Origin of the sequence: Myxococcus stipitatus DSM 14675, from assembly GCF_000331735.1 — a bacterium.
Classification (GTDB): Bacteria; Myxococcota; Myxococcia; order Myxococcales; family Myxococcaceae; genus Myxococcus; species Myxococcus stipitatus.
On record NC_020126.1, the window covers coordinates 8,349,890 to 8,374,165 of the forward strand.

A 24,276-nucleotide genomic window follows, 5' to 3' on the forward strand; every position below is an offset into this window, starting at 1 on the left:
ACGGCCGGGGCTCACCCGTCGTCGTCGACGCCCCCGTCGTCGTCATCGTCGTCGCGCAGCACGATGTCGTGCACCCGCTCCTCGCCGACGCCGACGCAGACCTCCTGCTCCACCTCCGCGAGCTTGTCCGCCTTGGCCTCGAACCAGTAACAGCCCTGGGCCAGGGGGCCCACGCGCACCTCGCCCGTCGACGCGTCCGTGAGGAGGTCGTCGAACGCGGTGCCCTCCACCTCCACCTCGCCCTCCTTGGGCACGTTGCCGCCGCTGTCCCGCAGGCGCACGGTGATGAAGGAGCCCAGGGGCGCGACGATGTCGCCCAGGTCCGTGATGCGGGCGCCTTGCGCCACCACCTTCGTCCGCGCCGCCCGGGTGCTCGACGCCACCATGAACAACTCCACGGAGGTGGCGGGCACGCCGTGCAGCTCGAAGCGTCCGTCCTGGGCCACCGTCGCGCGCATGCTCGGCAGACCGAACACGTTCACCTTCGCGACACGGGCATCGGCGCCGACGAGGCGGCCTCGCACGGTGCCCTCCTCGAGCGGCCCGTTGTTGAAGCCACCACACGCCGCGGCGAACGACAGCCCCCCGAGCGCCAGGAGCCACAGGTGTCTGGGTGCATGCATCAGAAGCGATATCCTCCGCCCAGCAACAGGCCGCCGAAGCCCACCGCACGCGTGCGGCCGTCCATGGGGACATAGGCCCAGAGGAGCTGTCCCTTCGCTTCCAGTACCCACCGGGTGCCCAGCCGCCATGACACTCCCGCCATCCAACCGGGCCACACCGTGAGGTAGCTCTCGTCCCGGTTCAACAGGTCCAGCTGGAAGGAGCGCTGCAACCACAAGGCGGCCACACGCGGCCCGGTGGAGACCCTCAGCCGTCCCCACTCCCACGAAGGCCCCACCGTCACACCCAACATCACCGCCCGGTGGCGCACCGGCACCGTCCCGCCCACGTCCAGCCGCAGCGACTGGTGCCCCTGCCCCACGGACAGGTCCACGCCCACGTCCAGCCGCTGCTCCAGGAGCAGGCCGTCCAGGCGGAGCCCCGCGCCCACCAGCATCGTGGAGGGCAACACCTCGCGCCGACTGCGCGCGTCGAGGAAGCCGAGCAGGCCCGCCTCCAACGTCACGGTGCGCCTGCGGCCCTCCACGAACTCCCGCAGGAGCGCCTCCAGCGCGCGCCGCTCGCCGGAGCGCAGCGCGACGGTGTCCTCCCACAGCGTCTGTCCGCCCTTGTGGAGTCCCAGCTTCCGCTTGCCCTCGGGGAGCGCGACGCCTCCGGGCAACTCGCCCGCGTCGACGCCGTCCACCTTGAGCGTGAAGCCCTCCAGGCGAGGACTGTACGAGAAGACCTCCGGCTGCCCCGCCTGCGTCAGCGCGCCGGAGAGCAGCACCGGGTCCGCGCCCACTTCCGTCATCCGCACGCTCGGGCGCTGACGGCCCTGCGTATAGGTCCACGTGTGGCGGCGCGCCCAGTCGTGGGCCTCGGTCGCGCTCACGGCGCCGTCTGCGTTGCGGTCTCCCCGCCCGTCGAGCGCCTCCACGAAGAAGTGCGTGTAGATGTCGTTGCCCAGCGCGTCGTCCTCGCGCGCCGCCTCGCCCCAGTCGCTGGCCGACAGCACGAGCGACGCGCGGCTCTCCTCCTCCAGCGGGCGGGGGAGGAACGCGGCCTTGGTGCGCTCCAGCTCATCGAGCACCGACGGAGGCAGCAGCGACTTGCCCGTGCCGCTGTGGCAGGTGGCGAGCACCAGCACGCGCCGACGCGAGCCCAGTGCCTCCAGCTCCCGCTCCAGCGCCGCCATCTCCAGCCCCGTGCCCTGCACGTCGCGGAAGCGCGTGTCGCGCATCACCAGGTAGCGCTGCAGGTCCCCGCGGCTGTCGCGCGCGAGCGTGCCGTGCCCGGACACGTAGATGACCACCACGTCCTTGGGCCGCCAGGGCTTCGCCGCCAGCGCACGCAGCGCCTCCAGCACCGCCGCGCGAGTCGTCTGCTCCGGCCGGTTCAGCACCGTCACCGAGCGGAAGCCACCTCGCCGAGGGTCCGCCAGCGCGCGCCCCAAGTCCTCCGCGTCCTTGCCCGGAAAGCGCAGGTCGTTCCACGACGCGTCGTCGTACTGGCTGACGCCGATGAGCAGCGCGTGCCGCTCCCCCTCGTGCGCCGACGCGAGCTGCGCGGAGTCCAGGCGCACGCGCACCGTCCGGCCCTTCTCGCCCGTGCTCGTCGCAGCGCAGGCGGAGAGGAGGCAGAGCCCCAGAACGATGTGGAGTCCCGGACGATTCACGAACACACGCTCAGGGGGCAGCATACCCCGGCTCCACGCGGAGCCGGAGCCGGGCCAGGGTCGCCTCCTCGGGCACCCTGCGCTGGGCGAGCGCCGCGTCTCGCGCGGCCTCGGAGTGAGGCCCATGAGGCCAGGCCGCGAGCACCAACACCCTGGGGCCTCGCTCGCCCTCCAGGGAGACACCCGCCAGCTCGCCTCCCTCCTTCAGGTCATGCGTGCCGGCCTCCAGCGTGTAGCCGCCCAGCACCTGCGCGCCGCCCTCGGGCGTCTCGAGCACGAGCAACGCGTCGGAGACCTCGCTGCAGTGGTAGCGCACCAGCACCACCGCATCATCGGGCACCGCCGCATCATCGGGCACCGCGCGCAGGCTCCCATCCGGAAGACGCGCGACGGCCGTCAGCTCCAGCGACAGGGGCACGCCCCCCTTCACTCGCCACGCTGAGTCGCTCCTCCCCCCCGTCAGCAGCGCGGGGTTCACCGCGAAGGCCACCACCGCCGCCACCGCCACCGCCACCGCGCCGGAGAGCCACACGCGGCGAGGCGACGTGCTCATGCGACGGCGCAGGCGCGCCCAGCCCATCGCGTCCTCTCGCGGCGCGGACATGGCGCCCAGCGCCTCGTCCGTCATCGCGTCCAGGCCCAGCGCATCTTCGGCATCCGGGTTCTCGAGGAACGCCTCACACACGTCACAGGGCCGGGAGAGGTGGTCGGCGAAGTACGCCACCTCGTCCGGGGACTTCTCCCGCAGGGCGCGCCAGCTGCGCGCATCCAGATGTCTGCTCGCGTCGCTCATGGCTCACCCCACTCCCGCGGCCAGCAGCCGCGACAGCAACTCACGCTTCACCCGCGCGCGAAAGCGCTCCAGGCGCATCGTCACCGCGCTCTTGCCCAGCCCCAGCTGCTCCGCGATCTCCCGCGCGCTCAGCTCGCCCTCCAGATAGAAGAGGCGCACCGTCTCCTTCTCGGGGCCCTCCGGGAGTCCCTCGATGAGCTCGCGCACCACCGCCACGCGCCGCTCCAACTCGAGCGAGGGAGGAATCGCGGGCGTGGTCGACTCCAGCTCCAGCGCCAGGTCCTCCGCCGCGCGCCCGCGCACCTTCGCGCCTCGGCTGAGCGCCTGCGCATGGTGCCGCGCGATCGTCACCAGCCAGCTCCCGAACGCACGCGGATGCTGGAGCCGAGGCAGCTCCCGGAAGGCGCGGACGAAGGTCTCCTGGACCACGTCCTCCACTTCCGCGGGCCCCAAGCCGGAGTAGCCCAACGCGACCCTGCGCACGGACCCATGGAAGCGCTGGTACAGCTCCCGGTGCGCATCCTGCGCGCCTCGGGACGCCCGTTGGATGCAGGTGGCGATCTCGTCCTCCGTCACGGGACGCCTCCCACCCGGCACCACTCCATTCTCGAGGCGCTAGCACAAGCCATGTCTCCCCAGTCACTACCTGTCACCTGTGAAGGAGTCACGAGCTCTCTATCGGCCACGGGCCCTCTGAAAAGCACCCGGTGCATACAGGGCGATGTGGCCGATTAGCGCCCCGGTGCTCCTTCATTTCCAAACCGGGGAATTTCGCGCGGCCCCAGGCCGGAGACACCGCGCGGCACCTCCCCGATACCAGGAGATAGAAGGTATGCGACTCATCGGATTGTGCGCGTCCATCATGTTGCTCGCGGCTTGCGGCAGCGACGAATCCGTCAAGGTCGGGCTGAGCACGCGTGTGGGTTCCGCGAAGGGCGCCCAGGCCGTCGCCGGCAAGGTCGAGCAGCAGGCGGAGACGGGCAATGGCATCACCATCGAGCGCGTCCGTCTGTCCGTGCGCGAGCTGGAGCTGGAGCTCGAGGGCGACGACGATGATGACGGCCAGACGGGCGGCTCGGATGACGACCTCACGCCGGGCAACTCGCGCCAGGATGACGACGAGCAGGAGATCGGCCCCTTCCTCATCGACCTGTCGGCCGAGGACCTGAACGGCAAGGTCGTCCGCGTGGGCAACATCGAAGTGACGCCCGGCGTCTTCGACGAAATCGAGTTCGACATCGGCAAGCTCACCGTCGCCCAGGCGGGCGAGGACGCGGCGCTCAAGGAGCTGGCGCAGCTGGGTGCCTCCGTCATCATCGACGGCCACATCGACGGGCAGCCCTTCAGCTTCGTCTCCAGCGTGCGCGTGGAGCAGGAGCACGAGGCCCGCTTCGAGGTGAAGGAGGGCGAGGAGCCCAACATCACCATCAACATCGACCCGAGCGGCTGGTTCGTCGACGACAAGGGCCAGCGGCTCGACCCGCGCAATGAGTCCGCGCGCTCCACCATCGAGAACAACCTGCGCCGCTCCATCGACGCCTTCGACGACGACGACCACGACGGCGACGAGGACGACGACGACAACAACGACGGCGACCACGACGACTGAGTTCCCCTCCCCCCCAGCGGCGACGGCCCGCCCCTCTCCTGAGCGAGGGGCGGGCCGTGGTCCGTTGCCGGGCGTCAGTCGCGCGGGGTTCCCATCGTGCCCACCGTCACCTGGTGGCCCGTGACGCGGAAGTCGCTGTCCGACAGCGCCGTGCGGAGGGACACCTTCCCCAGGTCATCGATGAACGGCGCGCCGGTCCGGAATGCAAACAGGTTCGCGATGCGCACCTCGCCGCCTCCGGGCGGAGTGACCCACACGCTGTAGCGCTTCGCCGACAGGTCCGTGACGAGCCGCACGTGATACGTCTGGCCATTCACATACGGCACCTGCACGAGCGCCGCGTAGCCTCCACCGTTGCGCACGTCGAAGTACCCGTCGGTGTTCATCCGCACCGTCATGTTCAAGTCGGCATACCCCGCCACCACCGTGCCGCCGTCCGCGTAGCCCACCGTCCCATCCTGTCGGGCGGCCAGCGGTGTCACGTCGAACTCGACGGTGCGCACGCCGGTGTTGCCACACGACAACAGGTGCAGGCTCTCGAAGAAGTCCAGCTTCGAGAACCAGGGGAGCGGCGGGTCCGCGTTGAAGCGCAGCACCGCCTCCAGGAAGTAGTAGTCGCCGTAGATGAGGCTGACGTCCACCTCCTGGTTCGCCGGGAGATGCCCCACGCCATGCAGCAGGAGCCCCGGACTGTTCGTGCCCTGGGCGAAGTACGCCGGTGACATCAGCGTGTCGAGCGTGCGCAGCGCCGCGTCGCGATACCGCGTGCGGCGCGCGGCGTCCGTCTCCAGCACGCTCAGCTCCAGCAGCGCCGAGGCGACGATGGCCGCCGCCGAGGAGTCCCGCTGCGTCCCCGGCGCATCGAAGTCCCACTTGGGCACCTGGTCCGCGGGCACATGCGCCAGATACCAGTCCGTCACCTTGCGCGCGGCCTCCAGCATCCGCGCGTCCCCCGTGTACCGGTACACCAGGGTGTAGCCGTAGATGAGCCACGCATGGCCTCGCGCCCACGTCGAGCTCGCCGAGTACCCCTGGAACGTCCCCTTGGAGCGGATGGCCCCCGTCGCGCCGTTGTAGTCCACGTAGTGGAACGAGCTGCCATCCGGCCGCACCGCGTCCCGCAGCGTGACGAGCGCATGATTGAGCGCCATGGTCCGCAGCTCCGTGCGCCCCCCGTTCGCCGCGGCCCAGAGCAGGAGCTCCAGGTTCATCATCGTGTCCGTGACGAGCGGCACGTCCCACGCCGAGTTCCAATCACAGCAGTCGATGATGCCGACGCGGGTGTTGTAGCGGGCCGCGAGCGACTCGGCGGACTCGAGCAGCACGTCGCGGTAGTACGGGTCCGCCGTGAAGCGGTACGCGGCGCCGTAGCTCAGGAACATCTTGAAGCCCAGGTCGTGCGTCTGGCGGTTCGTCTTCTGGACCTCCAGGGGCCGCGTCCACCGGTCGGCCTTGCTGGACCACGAGGGCTCCAGCCCCGCCTGGTAGAGCATCCACATGCTCCCGGGGAAGAAGCCCTGCGTCCACGCCGTCGCGCCCGTGTTGGGCACCGTCGTCCACGTCCCGTTGGCCAGCGAGGCCTTCGGTGAGCGCGTCGCGTCGGGCATGGCCGTCGCCGTCTTGCGAAGCTGGTTGCGCGCGAAGCTCACCACCCGCGACACCTCCGCGTCGCTGAACGCGTGGGCCGTGCTCCCCACCAACAGCACCGCCAACCCCAGTGCGCCCATCGACTTCCGCATCGCGTCCCTCCCTGGCTCGCCGCCAAGGTGGCCACGCACGCGCGAGGTGGCCAGGGGACCTCGAGGCTCAGTCCAACAAGAGACGCTGGGGCGCTACCGGCCCGGCGCCAGCACGCGAGACCACAGGGTCAGCAGGTCGCGGACCACGGGGCCCTCGGGGACCTCCGCCACCGGCGGCACGTCCACCCGCACGCCCTTCGAGGCCAGGCGGTTGAAGGGATTCTCCGGGTCCTCGTTCTTCAGCGGCACCGACGGGTCCGCCGGACGGAAGCCGAACGCCAGCGCCCGCTCCTGCACCGGACGGCTGCGCAGGTAGCGCAGCCACTCGCGCGCCGCGGCCTTCTGCGCGGGCGTCACCCAGCTGGCCTGGAGCACCGCGGCGGGATGGTCGCTCCACAGCGTCAGCGCCGGGTAGTACACCCGCAAGTCACCCCACCGGCCCTGCGCGTGGGACAGGTGGGAGATGGCCAGGTTCTCGTACACCACCGCGATGTCGTAGCGGGAGGGACCGAAGCGGACCATGTCCGTCATGAAAGCGCCGGAGGAGGACTCGAAGCGCGTGACGCCGCGCTCCAGCGACTTCATCCACTCCTGATAGCGAGGGTCCAGCAGGTCCTCCACCGTCAGCCCCCCGCGCTTGCCGTAGTACTCCAGCGTCGCCAGCAGCAGCGCCTGGAGTCCGGAGTTCGAGCGCGTGGGGTCCGTGTGGCCCAGCTTCACGAAGCCCCACTCCGGCTTGCCACCGATGGCCGGCCAGCCCTGAGGACTCGTCACCGCCTTCTGGAGCACCTTCCAGGACACCGCGCCGCCACCACTGGCCTTGCGCAGCACCTCCGCCCGGTCCTCCCACACCGCGAAGACCAGGGGCGTGATCACGAGCGGGCGCGGGGCGTCGTCTCCCTCGGCGGCGAACAGCGGGGCATGCGAGGTGTCCGTGGCCCAGTCCGAGGCCAGCATGCGCAGCACCGCGCTGTCCGCGGGGCTCCACACCGTCGGGTGCTCACGCCCATCCAGGATGGCTTGCGCCGCGTCCAGCGAGCCCTTGCCCACCAGCGACAGGCGGATGTGCGGATGCTCGCGCTGGAAGTCCTTCGCCGCCGCCTCCACCCAGTCCTTCTTCTCCGTGCTGTAGAGGAAGGAGATGTCCACCCGCTCCCCGGGCCGCGAGGGAGTCGGCTGCGAGGGCGTGCCCGCTTCATGACCTCCCGGCGACCGGGGCGCTCGATGAGCGGAGAGGTAGAGGACTCCTCCAAACGCGGCGAGGAGTCCGACCACGATGAGTAACCTGGGTGTCATGTTGCGGCGTGGGCCCCTCTCGACATGGACGGACTCAGGCCCCCAGACGCGCGAGGCGACCGGCCAGTTGCGTGTCGCTTCCCGCGTTGACGCCCTTGACCCAGTCCGACAAGGAGCCGCCCGACTCGGTCAGCTTCTCCTCGACGTGCGGGCGCAGCACGCTCCACCGCTTCGCCCAGCCCTCTTCCGACGCGCTGCCCTTCATCCCCGGGCGCTCCGCGAGCAGCAGGCTCAGCCGGAGCGAGAGCTCGGGGACGCCCAGCGACTCGACGCTGCTCACCGCGGCCAGCGACCCCGGCTCGTACGCCTTGCGCCACAGCGCCACCGCGCGCGAGTAGGCGGCCACGTCCAGCTCGCTCAGCAGCCCCAGGGCGTGGCGCAGCGGCAGCCGGCCTTCCTTGGGGGCGACCACGACACGCGCCATCAGCGCATCGAAGGTGCTGGACAGCTCCGCGTGCGCGGTCGGGTCCACACCGCCCAGGGCCCTGAGCGCCCGGCGTGCGTTGCGGGCGCGGGAGGTGACCTCCCAGCTTCGCCAGCCCAGGCGGGCTCGCAGCCCCGCGAGCGCGTCCGCGGCGGCCTTGAGCGACTCCGGCGTCACGGTGGCGGCGGGGACGCGGCCGGGCAGCTGCGGCTTCGGCGGCGCGACGGGCGCGGCGGCGGGCGCGGGCGCGGCGGCCCCATCCGTCACCTCGACGTAGCCCTCGCGCACCTTCTCCGCGACCTTCTTCTCGTACTCGCGCTGGGCCGCCGCGGCATCCGGGAACCCCTTCTCCTTGCGCTGCCCCGCGGTCCCGATGCGGCCGAAGGTGACGATGAAGACGTTGCCCTGAACCTCGGGCTGCCAGAACTTGGAGCTTGTTCCCTCGACGAACTCAAATCTACGCATGGCCCAGCCTCCTCGCGCGTCGGCCGACTCCCAGGCTATCGCACCCACCCCACGCGCGCCTCATGCGGCGCGTGACGACCGCTCCTGGAAAGCGGCTTCCATCTCCTTCAACCCCAGGGCGCGCGGCAGCCGCGCCTCGTAGCCCAGCTCGTCCCGGGCCTTGGCGTCGCTCACCGTCACCTCCTGTCCAATCAGCAGCACCTCCGTGCGGCTGATGGGGGGACGGCCCGGCAGCCCCAGCGTGCCCCACAGCAGGTCCGACACCATGGACACCACGGCCGCCAGTCCGTAGGGGATGGAGCTGTTGCCCGGGTCCACGCCCTGCGTCTTGAGCATCGCGGTGATGAAGTCCCTGAACACCACCGGCTCGCCGTCAGTGAGGAAGTACGTCTGACCGCCCCGGCCCTTGTCCGCCGCCAGCAGCGTGCCCTCCACGCAGTTGGCCACGTGGCAGGTGGACGTGAGGTAGCGGCCCTGGTCAATCCACTTGAAGCGCTTGGAGCGCACCGCGTCCACGAGCTGTGGGAGCACCGACGTGTCGCCCTGTCCCCAGATGAGCCGGGGGCGCACGACCACGGTGGTGAAGTCGGCGGAGTTCACGCTGAGCACCCGGCGCTCCGCCTCGCCCTTCGTGGAGGGGTAGTCGCCGATGGGGCGCTCCGGGAGCGGCCGCGTCTCGTCCATCTTCACCATGGGCGAGCCGTCCGCCAGCACCGCCTCCGTGCCGACGTGCACCAGCCGCTTCACGCCCGCGGCGCGGGCGGCCTCCAGCACCCGCTCCGTGCCTCGGACGTTGGCCTCGTAGTACTCGGAGCGCGGCGCCCACGACTTCACCAGCGCGGCGGAGTGGAAGACGGTGTCGCAGCCCTCCATGCCGGCCTTCAGGAGGCCCACGTCGGACAGGTCGCCCTCGAAGGGCTCCGCGCCCGCGGCGGCCACCGCGGCGACCGCCGCCGGAGAGCGCGCCAGCGCGCGGGCCTGGTCACCTCGAGACTTCAGCGCGGCGAGGAGATACCTGCCCACGAAACCGGAACCGCCGGTGACGAACGCCCGCATGGACTGCTCCTGTCAATGAAGTCCATGGCTCCTACCACCACCGGGCCACGGACGGATAGCCACCCGGGCCTCCTGGGCCGGACCGCCGCGCCGTCGCGGCAGCCCGCCCGAGGACGCCTCAGAACATGTCCCGCAGGGAGGGCTGAGGCCCGGAGAACAGCGCCACCGCCGCCTCCACCGAGGCGTCATCCGCCTCCACCAGCCCCACCGCGCGCAGCGCCGCGGCCGATTGGAACCCCGTGTAGAGCGACGCGAGCTGACGGACATGGAGCCGCAGCCGGCCCTCGCCTCCGCGTGTCACGCGCGCCTGGCCGTTCTCCACGTCGAGCACGAACCGCCCCTGGTTCTCCGGGAACAGGTCGTCCGTCACGTCCAGGTGGAGCGAGCCGGAGAGGCCCCGCGTCCACCCTCGGGCCTCCAGCGCGGCGACGACATCCAGCACCCGCACCATCCAGTGCATGTAGACCCGCACGGAATAGGACTGCTCCCGCAGGAGGAGGAGGAACGGGTCGTCGGGGCCGCCGTACCAGACCACCTCCGTGCCCAGGGAGTGGTGGTCGCCCAGGAAGCGCAGGAGCCGCCGCGCCGCCGCGGGCGTGGTGGCCACGATGTCCGACAGGCCCAGCTCCTGCTTCAGGTCCTTGAGCGGACGGCGCGCCAGGTAGACGTAGCCCTCGATGCCGGAGGTGCCCTCGACGACGTAGCCGTGCACCTGCTCGCTGCGCGGGTCTCTCACCCGGCGCCAGGAGAACTCGCCCCGGTCCAACCAGCCGGGCCGGAAGCGCGCCATGTTCGAGTAGCACGCGGTGATGGCGGCCTCGTCGCGAGGCTCCGCGGCGCGCAAGTTCAGTGAGCGCTCGCCCATCTCCAGCGCGGACATCTGGACGCGAATCTCGTAGCGGGCGCCGGCCTGCTCGTAGCCGGAGCGGCGGTAGAGCGGCTGGGTCGCGGGGTAGAGCACGGACAGGGGCGCGCCCGACGCGCGGGCCTCCTGGAGCAGCCTCGTCATGAGGCGCGTCGCGGTGCCTTGGCCCCGGTGCACGGGAGAGACACCCACGGCGCCCACGCCGACGACGGGCACGCTGCGTCCGCCGTACCACTGCCCCATCCGGATGGCGGCCAGGGTCCCCGCGACCTTGTTGCCCTCGCGAAGCAGCCGCAGGTCTCGCGAGTCGACGCGTTGTCTCCATGCGACACAATCCGCGGGCGTCATCGCATAGGCATGCATCAGGATGTCCCACACCGCGGACATCTCCTGCTCATCCCTGGGCGGCCCGAATTCATCCGGCCTCGAGTCCACGTCCCCGTCCCTTCAAGGGTGCCGTCGACGCACCCGGGGCGGCATCCTACCGTGGGTCCGAGACCTCCTCACGAAACAGGGCGATTCCGGCCCGCCGGACGGCGCTCGCGTAGACTCCCCACCATGGCGACTTCCAAGCGGCTTGGAGCCTGGAGGTACAGGCTGGGACTGGGTGGGTCCTGTGAAGCCTGTGGCGTCCGGCTCCGGAGGGCGCCCGCGTTCCGGGACGGCCAGCGCGTCTGTCCTCGGTGCGCGCTGCTGGGCACGCCCCGAGCGCTCTCGGACTCTGTCGTCCACCTGGGGGTCGAGGTTGGCGCCAGCATCCTCGGCGACTTGTTCAAGGCCATGTTCCTGTGGGCCCTGGTGCTGGTGGGTCTCATCGGCGGCCTGCTGGGGCTGCTCTACCTGGGTGTGAAGCACCTCTCGCTTCCGATGGGACTTGCCATCACCGTGCTCGCCGCTGCTCACGGGCTGACGCGCTTCATCTTCGCGTAGAAGCTCGGCGCCAGGAGATAGGCGAACGTCGCGTCGCCAAAGCCCAGCAGGTCTCCATCGCGCAGGTGCAGCTCACCGCCCGACTCCAGCTCGCGCGCGTTCACGAAGGTGCCGTTGCTCGACTTCAGGTCCACCAGGGTGCAGCCCTTGGACTCGCCCCACCAGCACAGCTTCGCGTGGCGCTTGGAGACCGAGGGTTCATTCACCACCAGGTCGCAGTCCGGCTGCCGTCCCACCGTGAGCACGTCCTGCCCCACAACGGGAGGGAGCGTGGCCACGGTGAGCGTGTCGAAGTGCAGCCACAGCGCCACCTGCTGTCGCTCCAGGCTGGGGACATCTCGCGCCATCGTCGTGCGCGCGGCGCCCATCTTCATCGCCAGCTGCGCCATCACCGGGCTGGGCGGCTTCTGCACCAGCACGAACGGCCCCACCTGCTTGCAGAAGAAGGTCTCCGTCAGCCGCATGCTGAGCGCGCGCAGCTCCTGAACGGTCATCATCGCTGAACCCCCACGCCTCTCGAAGGCGGAGGATTCTGCGGGGCGCCCGCACACCCGTCGAGTCTTCTCCCTCCCGAATCCTACGCTTCCGCGTCGTGCTCCGAGCCGTAGCGCCCATCCCGGGTGGCGACGATGACGCGATAGGGCACCACCCGCACCAATTCCGCCACCGTGGTGATGCCCGCGTTCACCTTGAGCAATCCATCCTCGACCAACGTCTTCAATCCCAACGTCCGAGCATGCCGCCGCAAGCGCACCGTGGGCGCCCCCTTGGCGATGAGGTCTTGCAGGTCCGGCTCCACCACCAGGAGCTCGAAGATGCCCAGGCGCCCCCGGTAACCGGTGTGGTGGCAGGCGGCACATCCCCGCCCCGTGCGCGTGCGCAGCCCGTCCAGCAGCCGCCCCATCATCGTGGCCTGCTCCGCCGTCGGCCGTGTGTCCTCCGCGCACTGCTCGCAGATGCGCCGCACCAGTCGCTGCGTCAGCACCGCCAGCAGCGAGTCCGCCACGTCCACGTCGTCCAACCCCAGCCCGCGCAGCCGCGCCACCGAGCCCACCGCGTCCGCCGTGTGCAGCGTGCCCAGCACCACGTGCCCCGTGGCCGCCGCCATCAGCGCCATGTTGCCAGTCTCCTGGTCCCGGACCTCGCCCACCAACATGACATTGGGGTCCTGTCGCAACAAGGAGCGCAACAGCATCGGGTACGGCATCTGCGGCGTGACCTGCTTCTGGTTCACCTTGGGGACGTAGTACTCGATGGGGTCCTCGGCGGTGACGATCTTGCGCAGCCCGTCATTCAGCCGCGCCAGCGCCGAGTACAGCGTCGTCGTCTTCCCGCTGCCCGTGGGTCCCGTGACGAGCACCAGGCCCTCCGGATTGGAGAGGAGCTGGAGGAAGGTGGCCTGCATCTCGGGCGACATGCCCAGCTTCTCCACCGGCACCAGGCCCACGCTCGCATCGAGGATGCGGATGACCACGTCCTCGCCCGCGGGGCTGGGCACCACGCTGACGCGGAAGTCCACCACCTTGCGCCCCTCGGGGCGCTCCACCATCGCGCGCAGGCGGCCATCCTGCGGCCGGCGCCGCTCCGTGATGTCCAGCCCCGCAAGCACCTTGATGCGGCTGACCACCCCCGGCACCGAGCGCGGGTCGATGTCCGTATAGGATTGGTGGAGGATGCCGTCGACGCGGTAGCGCAGGTCCACGTCGTCGAAGTAGCTCTCGATGTGGATGTCCGACGCCTTCATCTCCACGGCGCTGACCAGCACATGCTCCACCAGTTCCACGGGCGCGGGCTGGGTGGACAGCTTCATGCCGGACGTGAGCAGGACATCCCAGGTCACCCGAGGGCCCGCGCCGAAGCCCACCTCGAGCGCGGTCTCGATTTCATAGGGATTGAGCCGCACGGGCAGGAGCGGCCGGCGAAGGAACTCCACCATGAGCTCGCGCACTTGCGTGTTGTCCGGCTGGGTCATCCCCACCGTCACCGGGGTGTCGGGAGCCCCCGGGTCCACCGTGCCGAGAACGGCCACCTGGTTGCGGCGACAGAACGACTCGGGGAGCAACCGGAGCGAGGCCCGGTCCAAGGTGAACTGCGCGAGTTCGGTGAAGACGGGGACGTTCGCGGACATGTCTGGCGTGGGCTTATCAGCCTCGCGCCTGTGAAGACCATCCCCGGCATTGGCCCCTGGGAAGGCAAACACTCCCGCCGCGCTGCTATCCTCACATCCATGAAGCGCCCCCCGGAACCGGACACGCCCGCGATGCCGTCGCTGCTCGTGTTCACCATCGCGGTGCTCCTCTTCGGCTCTCCCTTGCGCCGACTGTGGCTGGCCGAGGACGCTCCCGGGTACATGCCCTTCGTCGTGTGGTTGGGTGTCATTGCGCTGGGCGGTTGGGCCGCGTACCGGAGCGGTGGCCATGACGCTTGAGCTGGGCTCACTCGTCGCCGCTTCCGTCGTCTATCTCCTGCTGCTCTTCCTCGTCGCGTACGCCGCCGAGCGCGGCCTCATCTCCTCGCGAATCACCCAGCATCCGCTGGTGTATGCCCTCGCGCTGGGCGTCTACGCGACGTCCTGGTCCTACTTCGGCAGCGTGGGCTACGCGGCGAGGCACGGCTTCCGCTACCTGGGCATCTACCTGGGCGTCACGCTGGCGTGTCTGCTCGTCCCCGTCTTGTGGCGCCCGCTCTTGCGTCTGACGCGTGAGCTTCAGCTGACGTCACTGGCGGACCTGCTCGCCTTCCGCTACCCGGGACAGGCCACGGGCACCGCCGTGACGCTGTTCATGCTGGCCGGCAGCCTCCCCTACCTCGCGCTCCAGGTCCGCGCGGTGGTGGAGTCCGCGAAGGTGCTGAGCCCCACCGCGTCCCCCACGCTCGTCGGCATCACGTTCAGCGCGGTGCTCATCGTCTTCTCCGTGCTCTTCGGCGCGCGCCACCTCACACCGCGCGAACGGCACGAAGGACTGATGCTGGCCATCGCCTTCGAGTCCGCCGTGAAGGTGGTCGCCCTGGTGGCCGTGAGCGCGTGGGCCGTGTCGTCTGTCTTTGGTGGCCTGGAGGGACTGTGGACGTGGCTGGAGACCCACCCGGAGGCCGTGGAGCAACTGCGCCGCCCCGCACGCGAGGCCTCGTGGGCCCCGCTGCTGGTGCTGTCCTGCGCCGCCGCGTTCCTCACGCCACGCAGCTACCACGTGGCCTTCACCGAAGCCCCCGAACGCGATGCCCTGTCCACCGCGACCTGGGCCTTTCCCCTGCTCCTCCTCGTGATGAACCTGGCGGTGCCCGTGCTCCTGTGGAGCGGCGAGGCCCTGCACCTGCCCTGGCCCGCGGACTTCCACATGCTCGCGGTGCCCGCGTCGCGCGGAGCCACGGGCCTGGCGCTGGTCGCCTTCCTCGGCGGCGTGTCCGCGTCCAGCGCGATGGTCATCGTCACCACGCTCGCACTCGCCCCCATGTGCCTGACGCACCTGGTGCTGCCCTTGGGCTACGCGCGCGGACAGCCCGACCTGTATGGCTGGCTCCTGTGGGCGCGGCGGCTGCTCATCGCGCTCATCATCCTGGCGGGCTTCGGCTTCTACCACCTGCTGGACACGCGCGGCCTGGGGCTCGTGGACCTGGGGCTGGTGTCCTTCGTCGCGGTGGCGCAGTTCGCCCCCGGCGTGCTGGGCCTGCTCTTCTGGAAGCGCGCCACTCGCGCGGGACTGCTCGCGGGCCTGGGCGCGGGAGGCACCACGTGGCTGGTGACGCTGGTGGTGCCACTGTGGGCCTCGCCCGGCGTGGTGGCGTGGACCCATCGCATGGCCGTGCAACTGGGCTTCCCCGGAGACGAGCCCTGGGGCTTCGCCACCTTCGCGTCGCTCACGCTCAACACCCTGGCGTTCGTGGGTGTGTCCCTGGCCACGCGCCAATCCGAGTCCGAGCGCGAAGCAGCACGGGCGTGTACGCGCGAGGCTCCAGGCCTCGTCTCCGGCGGCGTGGAGGCCCGCTCCGCGAACGAGTTCCGAGAGCGGCTGGCCCCGTTCCTCGGTGAGGAGGCCGCGTCAGCCGAAGTGGACCGCGCCCTGGAGTCCCTGCGCATGTCCGCCGATGAGCGGAGACCCTCGGAGCTGCGCCGCCTGCGCGATGGCGTGGAGCGCAACCTGTCCGGACTCCTGGGCCCGGTGCTCGCGCGGCTCACCGTCGAAGAGGCGCTGCGACTCGGCCCGGGAACTCGCACGGCGCTGGCCGAACAACTGCGCTTCGTGGAGGAGCGGCTGCGCGACGCGCGCGGCATGCAGGGGCCCGAGCACGCGGTGGAGGCCGTGCGGCGCTACCTGCGGCGCATCCTGGAAGACCTCCCCCTGGGTGTCTGCGCGGTGGGGCCTGATGGAGAGGTGGTCATCTGGAACGCCGCGCTCGAGCGGCTCTCCGGCGTGGAGGAGCACGCCGCGCGAGGCCATCCCCTGTCCGCCCTGCCCGCTCCCTGGGGCCCGCTGTTGTCTGGCTTCGCCGCCGGCGCCGCGCCGGACACCGAGGCACGCGTGCACGTCTCCCGCGATGAGCGCACGCTGCGACTCCACCGCTCCCGGCTGACTCCGGCGGAGGAAGGCGGAGGTGCCTCCGAGGGAATGGCCCTGCTCGTGGAGGACCTCACGGAGCGCAAGGCCGTGGACGCGCGCCTCGCGCATCAGGACCGGCTCGCCTCGCTGGGGCGCGTGGCGGCGGGTGTGGCGCATGAGATTGGCAATCCACTGACGGCCATCGCCAGCCTCACGCAGAACCTCAAGTACGAGCTGGAGGACCCCGCCGCCGTGACGGAGCGCACCGGCCTCATCCTCCAACAGTGCCGCCGTATCAACGCCATCGTCCGCGCGCTGGTGGGCTTCAGCCATGCGGGCACGGTGGGCGGTGAAGCCCGCCCGTTCACCCGCGTGGAGGTCGCCCCCTTGCTGACGGAGGCCCTGCAGCTGGCGCGGCTCGCGCGGGCGGAGACGCGGTCGCGTGGCGTGCACTTCGAACACCGCTGTCCCGAGGGGCTCGCCGTCCAGGGAGACTCGCAGCGCCTGGAGCAGGTGCTCGTCAACCTGCTGACCAACGCGATGGACGCCTCCCCCGAGGGCGCCCGCGTGGAGCTGGAAGCCGAGGCCGTGGAGGGACAGGTCCTCGTGCGGGTGCTGGACCGGGGGCACGGCATTCCCTCGGAGCTGGCGCAGCGGGTCTTCGAGCCCTTCTTCACCACGAAGCAGCCGGGCGAAGGAACGGGCCTGGGGCTCGCCTTGGTCGCGGGCATCGTCCGCGAGCACGGAGGCGCCGTCCAGGTGGACAGCCGACCCGGTGGAGGGACTAGCGTGACCGTGAGCCTGCCCGACGCGCGCGGAACCGAGGAGTCCGTCGCGCGCCGCCCAGGCCCGGGGGCCGCCGCATGAGTCGCATCCTGGTCATCGAGGACGAGCCCATCATCCGCACGGAGCTGCGACGACTGCTCGTGCGCGCGGGGCACGACGTGTCCGAAGCAGGCGCCGTGCAGGAGGCCGCGAGTGACCATGCGCTCGACTCCTTCGACCTCGTGCTGTCGGACCTGCGGCTGCCGGGCGCTCCGGGAACAGACGTCATCGCCCGATGCCCAGGTGTTCCGGTGCTCATCATGACCAGCTACGCCACGGTGAAGTCCGCCGTGGATGCGATGAAGCTGGGCGCCGTGGACTACATCGCCAAGCCGTTCGACCACGACGAGCTGCTGCTCCAGGTCGAGCGCGTGCTGCGTGAAGGAAAGCTCACCCGGCAGAACGCGGCGCTCAAGCGCGAGGTGGAGCAGTCGTACTCCGTGAGCGGCATGGTGGGCGGCTGCGCGGCGATGCGCGACGTGTTCGAGCGGCTGCGCAAGGTGGCCCCCTCCCCCGCCACCGTGTTGGTGCTGGGTGAGTCCGGCACGGGCAAGGAGCTGGTGGCGCGCGCGCTTCATGCCCAGAGTCCTCGCGCGGATGGGCCGCTGGTCTCGGTGAACTGCGCGGCGATTCCCGAGGGCCTCCTCGAGAGCGAGCTGTTCGGCCATGAGAAGGGCGCCTTCACCGGCGCGCTCACCGCCCACGCGGGGCTGGTGGAGGCCGCGCACGGAGGCACGCTGTTCCTCGACGAAGTGGGAGAGCTGCCCGCGCCCGCGCAGGCCCGCCTGCTGCGCATGCTCCAGGATGGAGAGGTGCGGCGCGTGGGCTCCACCCGTCCTCGCAAGGTGGACGTGCGCATCGTCGCCGCCACGCACCGCGACCTGCCTCGCCGCGTGCAGGAAGGCGCCTTCCGCCAGGACCTCTACTTCCGGCTGCGCGTGGTGGAGATCCGCCTGCCGCCCCTGCGCGAGCGCGGCGAGGACCTGCCCGTCCTCGCCCGCCACCTGCTGGAGAAGGCGTGCAGGAAGGTCGGCCGCGCGCCCATGACGCTGTCGCCCGAGACACTCGCCGCGCTGTCCACCCATCCCTGGCCCGGCAACGTGCGCGAGCTGGAGAACGCCCTGGAGCGCGCCGTCATCCTCGCCGATGGTCCCCTCGTCACCCCGGACCTGCTCGCGCTGGAGCTCCCCGCCCAGGACTCCGCGGCGGAGACACTCGAGCCCGCGGAGCCCGAGGCCGATGAGCCCGGCGGCGGCTCCCTGGAGGACTACTTCCGGCGCTTCGTCCTGGAGCACCAGGAGCACATGGGCGAGACGGAGCTCGCCAAGCGCCTGGGCATCAGCCGCAAGGCGCTGTGGGAGCGGCGTCAGAAGATGGGCCTGCCGCGCACGCGTGCGTGACGCACCGCACGAAGCGTTACCCCGGTAACGCCCACGTCACCTTCGGTAACACCCTGACGCGGCGGGCCAGCCTGCAAGGTCTTGAAACTTCGTGTGACCCGGTTTGGCCGGAGTGTTGCTCTGGGCGGGGGAATGCCCCACACCTCCTCGCGCCTGTCGTTGCCCTGGCTCGTGCTCGCGGTGGCGCTGTCGCCCATCGGCACCGCGCGCGCCGGGAAGATAACGCTCACCGAGGAGGCCTTCCTCAACGTCAACCTCCTGATGCAGCCGCAGGTGCAGCTCATCAAGGACGGCGCGCCGGTGGGGCACGTGGGCACGGACTTCTTCCTGCGGCGCGTGCGGCTGCTCGTCTTCGGCGCGGTGACGAAGCGGCTGTCCTTCTTCATGGAGACGGACCAGCCCAACTTCGGCAAGGACGGCAGATACGACGTCGACTTCTACGTGCAGGACGCGTTCGTCTCCTACGAGTTCCTGGACAAGGTCTGGGTGGACGCGGGCTTCCTCATCGCCCCGCTGTCACGACACAACCTCCAGGGCGCCATCGCGCTCGACACCGTCGACTTCCACTCCAGCGTCATCCGCTTCACGCCGGGCGTCGGGAAGGTCTGGCGCGACATGGGCGTGCAGCTCCGAGGCTTCGCGGGCCCCGTGGGCTTCCGCGCCGCCCTCCTCAACGGCGTCCGAGGCAGCGTCCTGCCCGACGGGCGCGTCATCAACCCCGATGACTGGCCGCGCGGCGTGGCGATGGCGCGGATGAACTTCCTCACCCGCGAGGAGGACCTCTTCTTCCAGGGCATCTACTTCGCGGAGCACCCGCACCTGTCCGTGGGCGCGGGCGTGGACTATCAGCCCGACGCCATCGCCACCGCGAGCGGCGTGCACGACTCGCTGGCGCTGTCCGCGGACGTCTTCGCCGACGTGCCGTTCGGCGCCGCCATGGAGCTCGTCTTCCAGGCGGCCGTGTACCACTACCGCCAGGGGCTCGATAACCCCCAGAGCGGCACGGGCTTCCTGGCGGAGCTGGGCTATCGCATCGGCGTCGTGGAGCCCGTCGTGTCCGCGACGTACTTCCGCTCGCGCGTCGACGCCCAGGACGCGCTCGCGCTGCGGCCCGGCGTCAACCTCTGGTTCAAGAAGCACACGTTCAACCTCAAGACAGAGGTCGCCCTGTCGCGCACCGGAGACATCTCCGAAGCGGAGACCGGCATCGCCGGCACCGCGCAACTGCAGTTCTTCTACTGAAGTCCACCGAGGTCACCCCCGATGACTGTCGCGAAGGATTCGTTCGTTGCGCCCAAGGAGCACTTCTCCCGCGCCTCCCATGTCCGGAGCCTGGAGGACTACCAGCGCCTCTATCGCCAGAGCCTGGAGGCCCCCGAGGCCTTCTGGGGCGTGCAGGCGCAGCGCCTCACCTGGTTCCATCCTCCGGACTCGGTGCGGGAGATGAACGCCGAGCAGGTGGACTTCTCCTGGTTCGGTGGAGGCAAGCTCAACGTCGCCTACAACTGCGTGGACCGCCACGCCCGCGAGCGCCCTGGAAAGACCGCCATCCTCTGGGCGAAGAACGAGCCGGGCGAGTACCAGGCCATCACCTTCCGCGAGCTCCAGCACCACGTCGGCCGCATGGCCAACGTGCTCAAGGCCCACGGGGTCCGCAAGGGGGACCGCGTCTGTGTCTACCTGCCCATGATTCCGGAGCTGGCGTACACGATGCTCGCGTGCGCGCGCATCGGCGCGGTGCACTCGGTGGTGTTCGCGGGCTTCTCCGCGGAGTCGCTGCGCGAGCGCATCCTCGACTCGGGCGCGAAGGTGCTGGTCACCGCCAACGAGGGGCCCCGAGGCCCCAAGAGCGTGCCCACCAAGGCCATCGCCGACGAGGCCGTGGAGGGACTCACGCAGGTGACGTCCGTGCTGGTGGCCCAGCGCACCCCGCGCGAGGTCCCCATGGTGGAGGGCCGCGACTTCTGGCTCAACGCGGAGATGGCGCGCCACCGAGGCGTCTGCCCCGCCGAGTGGATGGACGCGGAGGACCCGCTCTTCATCCTCTACACCTCCGGCTCCACCGGGAAGCCCAAGGGCGTGCTGCACACCACGGGCGGCTACCTGGTCTACGCGGCGACGACGCACCACTACGTCTTCGACGTGCGCCCGGACGACATCCACTTCTGCACCGCGGACCTGGGCTGGGTGACGGGCCACAGCTACCTGCTCTACGGGCCGCTCGCCAACGGCACCACCACCGTCCTCTTCGAGTCCACGCCCTCGTATCCCGACGCGGGCCGGCTCTGGAAGGTGGTGGACGACGTGAAGGCCACGGTCCTCTACACCGCGCCCACCGCGCTGCGCGCGCTCATCAAGGAGGGCGACGCGTGGGTGAAGAAGTCCTCGCGCAAGTCGCTGCGCCTGCTCGGCAGCGTGGGAGAGCCCATCAACCCGGAGGTGTGGCGCTGGTACCACGACGTGGTGGGCGAGGGCCGCTGCCCCGTCGTCGACACGTGGTGGCAGACGGAGACGGGCGGCATCCTCATCTCGCCGCTGCCCGGGGCCACGCCGTGCAAGCCGGGCTCCGCCACCCTGCCCTTCTTCGGCGTGGAGCCCGTGCTGATGGATGACGAGGGGCGGGTCATCGAGGGCAACGGCGTCAGCGGCAACCTGTGTCTGGCGCGCTCATGGCCGGGCCAGGCCCGCACGCTGTACGGCCACCACCAGCGGTTCGTGGAGACGTACTACTCGCGCTTCCCTCACCTGTACTTCACCGGCGACGGCTGCCGCCGCGACGAGGATGGCTACTATTGGATTACCGGCCGCGTCGACGACGTCCTCAACGTGTCCGGCCACCGGCTGGGCACCGCGGAGGTGGAGAGCGCGCTCGTCGCTCACGAAGCCGTGGCCGAGGCCGCCGTGGTGGGCTTCCCCCACGACATCAAGGGCACGGGCGTCTGCGCCTTCGTCACCGTGAAGCCGGACTGGCTGGAGACCTCCACCGAGCAGATGGTGGGCGCGCTCAAGGAGCAGGTGCGCCACGTCATCGGCCCCATCGCGACCCCGGACCGGGTGGTGGTGGTCAACGGCCTGCCCAAGACGCGCTCCGGGAAGATCCTGCGCCGCATGCTGCGCAAGATTGCCTCCGGCGAGACGGAGAGCCTGGGCGACACCACCACCCTGGCCGACCCCGCCGTGCTCGACGAGCTGCTCGAGAAGTCGCTCCCCCTCCGCGCGAAGTCCTGACCCTCCTCCCGAGACACGACATGTCCGAGCCCTCTCGAAACGACGCCCTGGAAGCCCTCGCCGCCTCACGCTGGCGCGTGGCCGCCGCGCTCACCGTGGCCACGCTGGTGGCCTACTTCGGCTTCATCCTGCTCGTCGCATTCAACAAGCCGCTGATGGGCCAGCAGCTCGTCCCCGGCCTGTCGGTGGGCATCGTCCTGGGGGCCGTGGTCATCGTCACCGCCTGGGCGCTGACGGGCATCTACATGCTCTGGGCCAACGGCAAGTACGACCGGGCCCTGAGCCAACTGCGCCGCTGAAAGGGATGCCCTCATGAACCCCTCCTCCACGACGGGCTCGCAGCTGGGCCAGCCCAACACCACGGCCATCTTCTTCTTCCTGCTCTTCGTCGGTGTCACGCTGGCCATCACGTACTGGGCGGCGCGCAAGACGAAGACGACGTCGGAGTTCTTCGCCGCGGGCGGCGGCGTGAGCGCCCTGCAGAACGGCTTCGCGCTGGCGGGCGACTACATGAGCGCCGCCAGCTTCCTGGGCATCGCGGGCCTGGTGGCGCTGTCCGGCTTCGACGGGCTCATCTACTCGGTGGGCTGGCTGGTGGGCTGGCCCGTGGTGACGTTCCTCATCGCGGAGCCCTTGCGCAACCTGGGCAAGTACACCTTCGCGGACGTGGTGGCGTACCGGCTCCAGCAGACGCCGGTGCGCCTGTCCGCGGCGCTGGGCACCCTCACGGTGGTGAGCTTCTACCTGATTGCGCAGATGGTGGGCGCCGGCAACCTCATCCACCTGCTCTTCGGGCTCTCGTACGAGGTCGCCGTCGTCATCGTCGGAGGGGTGATGATTCTCTACGTGCTGTTCGGCGGGATGATTGCCACCACGTGGGTGCAGATCGTGAAGGCGGTGCTGCTGCTCGCGGGCGCCTCCGCGCTGGCGGGCGCGGTGCTCTACCGCTTCGGCTTCAGCCCGGTGGCGCTCTTCGACGAGGCCTCACGGCAGTACGGCGCGCAGGTGCTGGCACCGGGCACGCTGGTGAGCAACCCGGTGGAGACGGTGTCCCTGGGGCTGGCGCTGATGTTCGGCACGGCGGGCCTGCCGCACATCCTGATGCGCTTCTACACGGTGCCGGACGCGAAGGCGGCGCGCAGCAGCGTGTTCTACGCCACGGGCCTCATCGGCTACTTCTACCTCGTCACGTTCATCCTGGGCTTCGGCGCGGCGGTGCTCGTGGGACGTCAGGCCATCACCGGCATGGACAAGGGCGGCAACATGGCGGCGCCCATGCTGGCGGAGGTGGTGGGCGGCACGGGCTTCCTGGGCTTCATCTCCGCGGTGGCCTTCGCCACCATCCTCGCGGTGGTGGCCGGCCTGACGCTGTCCGGCGCGGCGGCGCTGTCCCACGACTTGTGGTCCAGCGTGGTGCGCAAGGGCCAGGCCCCCGAGCACGAGCAGCTCAAGGTGGCGCGGCTCGCCAGCCTCTTCCTGGGCGTGCTCGCGGTGGTGCTGGGCGTGGTCTTCAAGGGACAGAACGTGGCCTTCATGGTGGGGCTGGCGTTCGCCATCGCCGCGAGCGCCAACTTCCCCGCGCTGCTCCTGTCCATGGCCTGGCAGCGGTTCACCACGAATGGCGCGGTGGCCAGCATGCTGACGGGCTCCGTCAGCGCGGTGCTGCTCATCTTCCTGTCGCCCACCGTTCAAATCGACCTGCTGAAGAACACCACCGCGCTGTTCCCCCTGAAGAATCCAGGCATCATCACCATGCCCCTGGCCTTCTTCGTGGGCATCGCCGTGTCCCTGCTGTTCCCGGAGAAGGAGTCGAGTGAGCGCTTCGCCGAGGTGAAGCACCGCATGCACGTGGGCGCGGGCAAGCCGGCCGTGGCCCCCGTGGCGCAGGTGCCCTCGGTCAGTCCCGGCGCGGCGCCTCGGCCCACGGCCACCAAGGCGTGACGCGCCCCCAGGACAGTCCTCCTCCGTCATGCTCCTGGGGAGGAGGACGGGGGTGGGGCCCGGGCCTCCAAGGGGTCTGGGTCCCGCCCCTCTTCCTACGTGTCGCCGCCGTCCAGCTTCTCGCGCAGGCGCATGCGCGCGCGGTGAAGGCGGCTCTTGTGCGCGCGCACGTCGATGCCCGACTTGCTCGCGGCCTCCTCGGCGGACAGCCCCTCCACGTCCCGGAGCAGCAGCGCCTCGCGGTCCGTCGCGGACATCGACGCCAGCGCGTCCCGAATCTCCGCGCCCAGCTTGCGCGCATGGGCGGCCTCGTCCGGGGGCCGCTCGCCGGACGGCACCGCGCGCGCGGCCTCTTCATCCAGCGACACGGCGACGCCCCCTCGGGCCTCGCGCCGCCGCTCCCGCGAGCAGTGCGAGCGCGCCACCTGATAGAGCCACGTCGAAAGCTGGGCCTGCTCGCGGAACGCATGCAGGCCGCGGAAGGCCGTCATCAGCGTCTCCTGGAGCACGTCGCGCGCGACCTCCTCGGAGCCACACAGCCGCACCCCGAAGCGGTACACCGGCGACGCGTACCGGGCGAGCAGGGCCTCCAGCGCCTCGCGGTCTCCCTTGCGTGCCGCCGCGACGAGCGCCGCGTCGCTCCGTCCTCCCCTTGCCGCCCTGCCTGTCGCATCCACGTGCCTGCTCCCTTTCTCCCTGGGTGAAAAGCGCCGGGGCGCTTCCGCGCGGTCCGTCCGGGGACCTCCTCTTCCCCTCAACATCCGCACGGGCCGCTGAATCCTTTTCCCGCCGAGGTGACTCTCACCGCAAATCGGTGACGTGTCACCCGGGACTTCCCCCTCGACACTCTTTCCCCTCCTCTTCGTGATGCCCGACCCACTTCACT

Annotated in this window: 21 protein-coding genes; 9 read left to right on the plus strand and 12 right to left on the minus strand. The window is 70.5% G+C overall.

Annotation, left to right across the window (positions count from 1 at the left end; all coding sequences use genetic code 11):
• Positions 1 to 11 precede the first annotated feature (11 nt).
• From MYSTI_RS32045 to MYSTI_RS32060, 4 genes are read right to left on the minus strand one after another with little or no spacing between them, the layout of a single operon-like run.
• Positions 12 to 623 carry a hypothetical protein gene (locus MYSTI_RS32045; RefSeq protein WP_015351978.1) on the minus strand — a complete coding sequence of 204 codons (612 nt, stop codon included), beginning with the start codon at positions 621 to 623 and terminating at the stop codon, positions 12 to 14.
• Positions 623 to 2,305, minus strand: a complete 1,683-nt coding sequence (locus tag MYSTI_RS32050; protein ID WP_015351979.1) for a caspase family protein — start codon at positions 2,303 to 2,305, stop codon at positions 623 to 625. Before MYSTI_RS32050 ends, MYSTI_RS32045 begins: the two co-directional genes overlap by 1 nt.
• Positions 2,292 to 3,074, minus strand: a complete 783-nt coding sequence (locus MYSTI_RS42750) for a hypothetical protein (protein WP_015351980.1) — start codon at positions 3,072 to 3,074, stop codon at positions 2,292 to 2,294. The genes MYSTI_RS32050 and MYSTI_RS42750 overlap by 14 nt, the downstream gene beginning before the upstream one ends.
• 3 nt (positions 3,075 to 3,077) lie before the next feature.
• Positions 3,078 to 3,650 carry an RNA polymerase sigma factor gene (locus tag MYSTI_RS32060; RefSeq protein ID WP_015351981.1) on the minus strand — a complete coding sequence of 191 codons (573 nt, stop codon included), beginning with the start codon at positions 3,648 to 3,650 and terminating at the stop codon, positions 3,078 to 3,080.
• 256 nt (positions 3,651 to 3,906) lie between these two features.
• On the opposite strand from MYSTI_RS32060, the gene MYSTI_RS43975 reads away from it, so the two are divergent.
• Complete coding sequence (locus tag MYSTI_RS43975) at positions 3,907 to 4,683, plus strand: hypothetical protein (RefSeq protein WP_015351982.1); 777 nt, start codon at positions 3,907 to 3,909, stop codon at positions 4,681 to 4,683.
• A 74-nt stretch (positions 4,684 to 4,757) separates the two neighbouring features.
• On the opposite strand, the gene MYSTI_RS32070 is transcribed toward MYSTI_RS43975, so the two are convergent.
• The 5 genes from MYSTI_RS32070 to MYSTI_RS32090 all read right to left on the minus strand — a co-directional run bounded on the left by MYSTI_RS32070 (position 4,758) and on the right by MYSTI_RS32090 (position 10,915).
• A complete protein-coding gene (locus tag MYSTI_RS32070; protein ID WP_015351983.1) occupies positions 4,758 to 6,422 on the minus strand; it encodes a glycoside hydrolase family protein in 1,665 nt (554 codons plus the stop codon).
• Between the two features lie 93 nt (positions 6,423 to 6,515).
• Complete coding sequence (locus tag MYSTI_RS32075; protein ID WP_233278026.1) at positions 6,516 to 7,697, minus strand: substrate-binding domain-containing protein; 1,182 nt, start codon at positions 7,695 to 7,697, stop codon at positions 6,516 to 6,518.
• A 55-nt stretch (positions 7,698 to 7,752) separates the two neighbouring features.
• Positions 7,753 to 8,607, minus strand: coding sequence for a WGR domain-containing protein (locus MYSTI_RS32080; protein WP_015351985.1), 855 nt, complete (start codon positions 8,605 to 8,607; stop codon positions 7,753 to 7,755).
• Positions 8,608 to 8,667: 60 nt separating this feature from the next.
• A complete protein-coding gene (locus MYSTI_RS32085; protein WP_015351986.1) occupies positions 8,668 to 9,663 on the minus strand; it encodes an NAD-dependent epimerase/dehydratase family protein in 996 nt (331 codons plus the stop codon).
• Between the two features lie 118 nt (positions 9,664 to 9,781).
• Complete coding sequence (locus tag MYSTI_RS32090) at positions 9,782 to 10,915, minus strand: GNAT family N-acetyltransferase (protein ID WP_015351987.1); 1,134 nt, start codon at positions 10,913 to 10,915, stop codon at positions 9,782 to 9,784.
• A gap of 171 nt (positions 10,916 to 11,086) precedes the next feature.
• Here MYSTI_RS32090 and MYSTI_RS32095 point away from each other — a divergent pair, with 171 nt between their 5' ends.
• On the plus strand, positions 11,087 to 11,458 hold the full coding sequence (locus MYSTI_RS32095; protein ID WP_015351988.1) for a hypothetical protein: 372 nt from the start codon (positions 11,087 to 11,089) through the stop codon (positions 11,456 to 11,458).
• Here the strand turns inward: MYSTI_RS32095 and MYSTI_RS32100 are convergent.
• Together MYSTI_RS32100 and MYSTI_RS32105 are read right to left on the minus strand one after the other, a co-directional pair.
• Complete coding sequence (locus tag MYSTI_RS32100; RefSeq protein WP_015351989.1) at positions 11,428 to 11,955, minus strand: FHA domain-containing protein; 528 nt, start codon at positions 11,953 to 11,955, stop codon at positions 11,428 to 11,430. The two genes, MYSTI_RS32095 and MYSTI_RS32100, sit on opposite strands and share 31 nt — an antisense overlap.
• Positions 11,956 to 12,035: 80 nt before the next feature.
• Positions 12,036 to 13,586, minus strand: coding sequence for a GspE/PulE family protein (locus MYSTI_RS32105; RefSeq protein WP_015351990.1), 1,551 nt, complete (start codon positions 13,584 to 13,586; stop codon positions 12,036 to 12,038).
• A gap of 99 nt (positions 13,587 to 13,685) precedes the next feature.
• On the opposite strand from MYSTI_RS32105, the gene MYSTI_RS32110 reads away from it, so the two are divergent.
• The 7 genes from MYSTI_RS32110 to MYSTI_RS32140 all read left to right on the plus strand — a co-directional run bounded on the left by MYSTI_RS32110 (position 13,686) and on the right by MYSTI_RS32140 (position 23,390).
• Complete coding sequence (locus tag MYSTI_RS32110; protein ID WP_015351991.1) at positions 13,686 to 13,886, plus strand: hypothetical protein; 201 nt, start codon at positions 13,686 to 13,688, stop codon at positions 13,884 to 13,886.
• Complete coding sequence (locus tag MYSTI_RS32115; protein WP_015351992.1) at positions 13,876 to 16,863, plus strand: ATP-binding protein; 2,988 nt, start codon at positions 13,876 to 13,878, stop codon at positions 16,861 to 16,863. The genes MYSTI_RS32110 and MYSTI_RS32115 overlap by 11 nt, the downstream gene beginning before the upstream one ends.
• Entirely contained in the window at positions 16,860 to 18,221 is a 1,362-nt protein-coding gene (locus tag MYSTI_RS32120; protein ID WP_015351993.1) for a sigma-54-dependent transcriptional regulator, read from the plus strand. The genes MYSTI_RS32115 and MYSTI_RS32120 overlap by 4 nt, the downstream gene beginning before the upstream one ends.
• Before the next feature lie 132 nt (positions 18,222 to 18,353).
• Positions 18,354 to 19,463: a porin family protein gene (locus tag MYSTI_RS32125; RefSeq protein WP_015351994.1), complete on the plus strand. Its 1,110-nt coding sequence runs from the start codon at positions 18,354 to 18,356 to the stop codon at positions 19,461 to 19,463.
• Positions 19,464 to 19,484: 21 nt separating this feature from the next.
• Positions 19,485 to 21,449 carry an acetate--CoA ligase gene (gene acs / locus MYSTI_RS32130; protein WP_015351995.1) on the plus strand — a complete coding sequence of 655 codons (1,965 nt, stop codon included), beginning with the start codon at positions 19,485 to 19,487 and terminating at the stop codon, positions 21,447 to 21,449.
• 20 nt (positions 21,450 to 21,469) lie between these two features.
• Positions 21,470 to 21,748, plus strand: a complete 279-nt coding sequence (locus tag MYSTI_RS32135) for a DUF485 domain-containing protein (RefSeq protein WP_015351996.1) — start codon at positions 21,470 to 21,472, stop codon at positions 21,746 to 21,748.
• Positions 21,749 to 21,761: 13 nt separating this feature from the next.
• Positions 21,762 to 23,390, plus strand: coding sequence for a solute symporter family protein (locus tag MYSTI_RS32140; RefSeq protein ID WP_015351997.1), 1,629 nt, complete (start codon positions 21,762 to 21,764; stop codon positions 23,388 to 23,390).
• Positions 23,391 to 23,485: 95 nt separating this feature from the next.
• On the opposite strand, the gene MYSTI_RS32145 is transcribed toward MYSTI_RS32140, so the two are convergent.
• The gene (locus tag MYSTI_RS32145) at positions 23,486 to 24,067 is read right to left on the minus strand and encodes an RNA polymerase sigma factor (RefSeq protein WP_015351998.1); all 582 of its coding nucleotides are present in this window, start codon (positions 24,065 to 24,067) and stop codon (positions 23,486 to 23,488) included.
• Positions 24,068 to 24,276 lie beyond the last annotated feature (209 nt).

What these genes read in the sequence shown, in the direction of transcription:
- MYSTI_RS32045 (WP_015351978.1), bottom strand. Translation starts at nt 623, where the DNA reads ATGCATGCACCCAGACACCTGTGGCTCCTGGCGCTCGGGGGGCTGTCG.
- MYSTI_RS32050 (WP_015351979.1), bottom strand. Translation starts at nt 2,305, where the DNA reads ATGCTGCCCCCTGAGCGTGTGTTCGTGAATCGTCCGGGACTCCACATC.
- MYSTI_RS42750 (WP_015351980.1), bottom strand. Translation starts at nt 3,074, where the DNA reads ATGAGCGACGCGAGCAGACATCTGGATGCGCGCAGCTGGCGCGCCCTG.
- MYSTI_RS43975 (WP_015351982.1), top strand. Translation starts at nt 3,907, where the DNA reads ATGCGACTCATCGGATTGTGCGCGTCCATCATGTTGCTCGCGGCTTGC.
- MYSTI_RS32070 (WP_015351983.1), bottom strand. Translation starts at nt 6,422, where the DNA reads ATGCGGAAGTCGATGGGCGCACTGGGGTTGGCGGTGCTGTTGGTGGGG.
- MYSTI_RS32080 (WP_015351985.1), bottom strand. Translation starts at nt 8,607, where the DNA reads ATGCGTAGATTTGAGTTCGTCGAGGGAACAAGCTCCAAGTTCTGGCAG.
- MYSTI_RS32085 (WP_015351986.1), bottom strand. Translation starts at nt 9,663, where the DNA reads ATGCGGGCGTTCGTCACCGGCGGTTCCGGTTTCGTGGGCAGGTATCTC.
- MYSTI_RS32090 (WP_015351987.1), bottom strand. Translation starts at nt 10,915, where the DNA reads ATGTCCGCGGTGTGGGACATCCTGATGCATGCCTATGCGATGACGCCC.
- MYSTI_RS32095 (WP_015351988.1), top strand. Translation starts at nt 11,087, where the DNA reads ATGGCGACTTCCAAGCGGCTTGGAGCCTGGAGGTACAGGCTGGGACTG.
- MYSTI_RS32100 (WP_015351989.1), bottom strand. Translation starts at nt 11,955, where the DNA reads ATGATGACCGTTCAGGAGCTGCGCGCGCTCAGCATGCGGCTGACGGAG.
- MYSTI_RS32105 (WP_015351990.1), bottom strand. Translation starts at nt 13,586, where the DNA reads ATGTCCGCGAACGTCCCCGTCTTCACCGAACTCGCGCAGTTCACCTTG.
- MYSTI_RS32110 (WP_015351991.1), top strand. Translation starts at nt 13,686, where the DNA reads ATGAAGCGCCCCCCGGAACCGGACACGCCCGCGATGCCGTCGCTGCTC.
- MYSTI_RS32115 (WP_015351992.1), top strand. Translation starts at nt 13,876, where the DNA reads ATGACGCTTGAGCTGGGCTCACTCGTCGCCGCTTCCGTCGTCTATCTC.
- MYSTI_RS32120 (WP_015351993.1), top strand. Translation starts at nt 16,860, where the DNA reads ATGAGTCGCATCCTGGTCATCGAGGACGAGCCCATCATCCGCACGGAG.
- MYSTI_RS32125 (WP_015351994.1), top strand. Translation starts at nt 18,354, where the DNA reads ATGCCCCACACCTCCTCGCGCCTGTCGTTGCCCTGGCTCGTGCTCGCG.
- acs (WP_015351995.1), top strand. Translation starts at nt 19,485, where the DNA reads ATGACTGTCGCGAAGGATTCGTTCGTTGCGCCCAAGGAGCACTTCTCC.
- MYSTI_RS32135 (WP_015351996.1), top strand. Translation starts at nt 21,470, where the DNA reads ATGTCCGAGCCCTCTCGAAACGACGCCCTGGAAGCCCTCGCCGCCTCA.
- MYSTI_RS32140 (WP_015351997.1), top strand. Translation starts at nt 21,762, where the DNA reads ATGAACCCCTCCTCCACGACGGGCTCGCAGCTGGGCCAGCCCAACACC.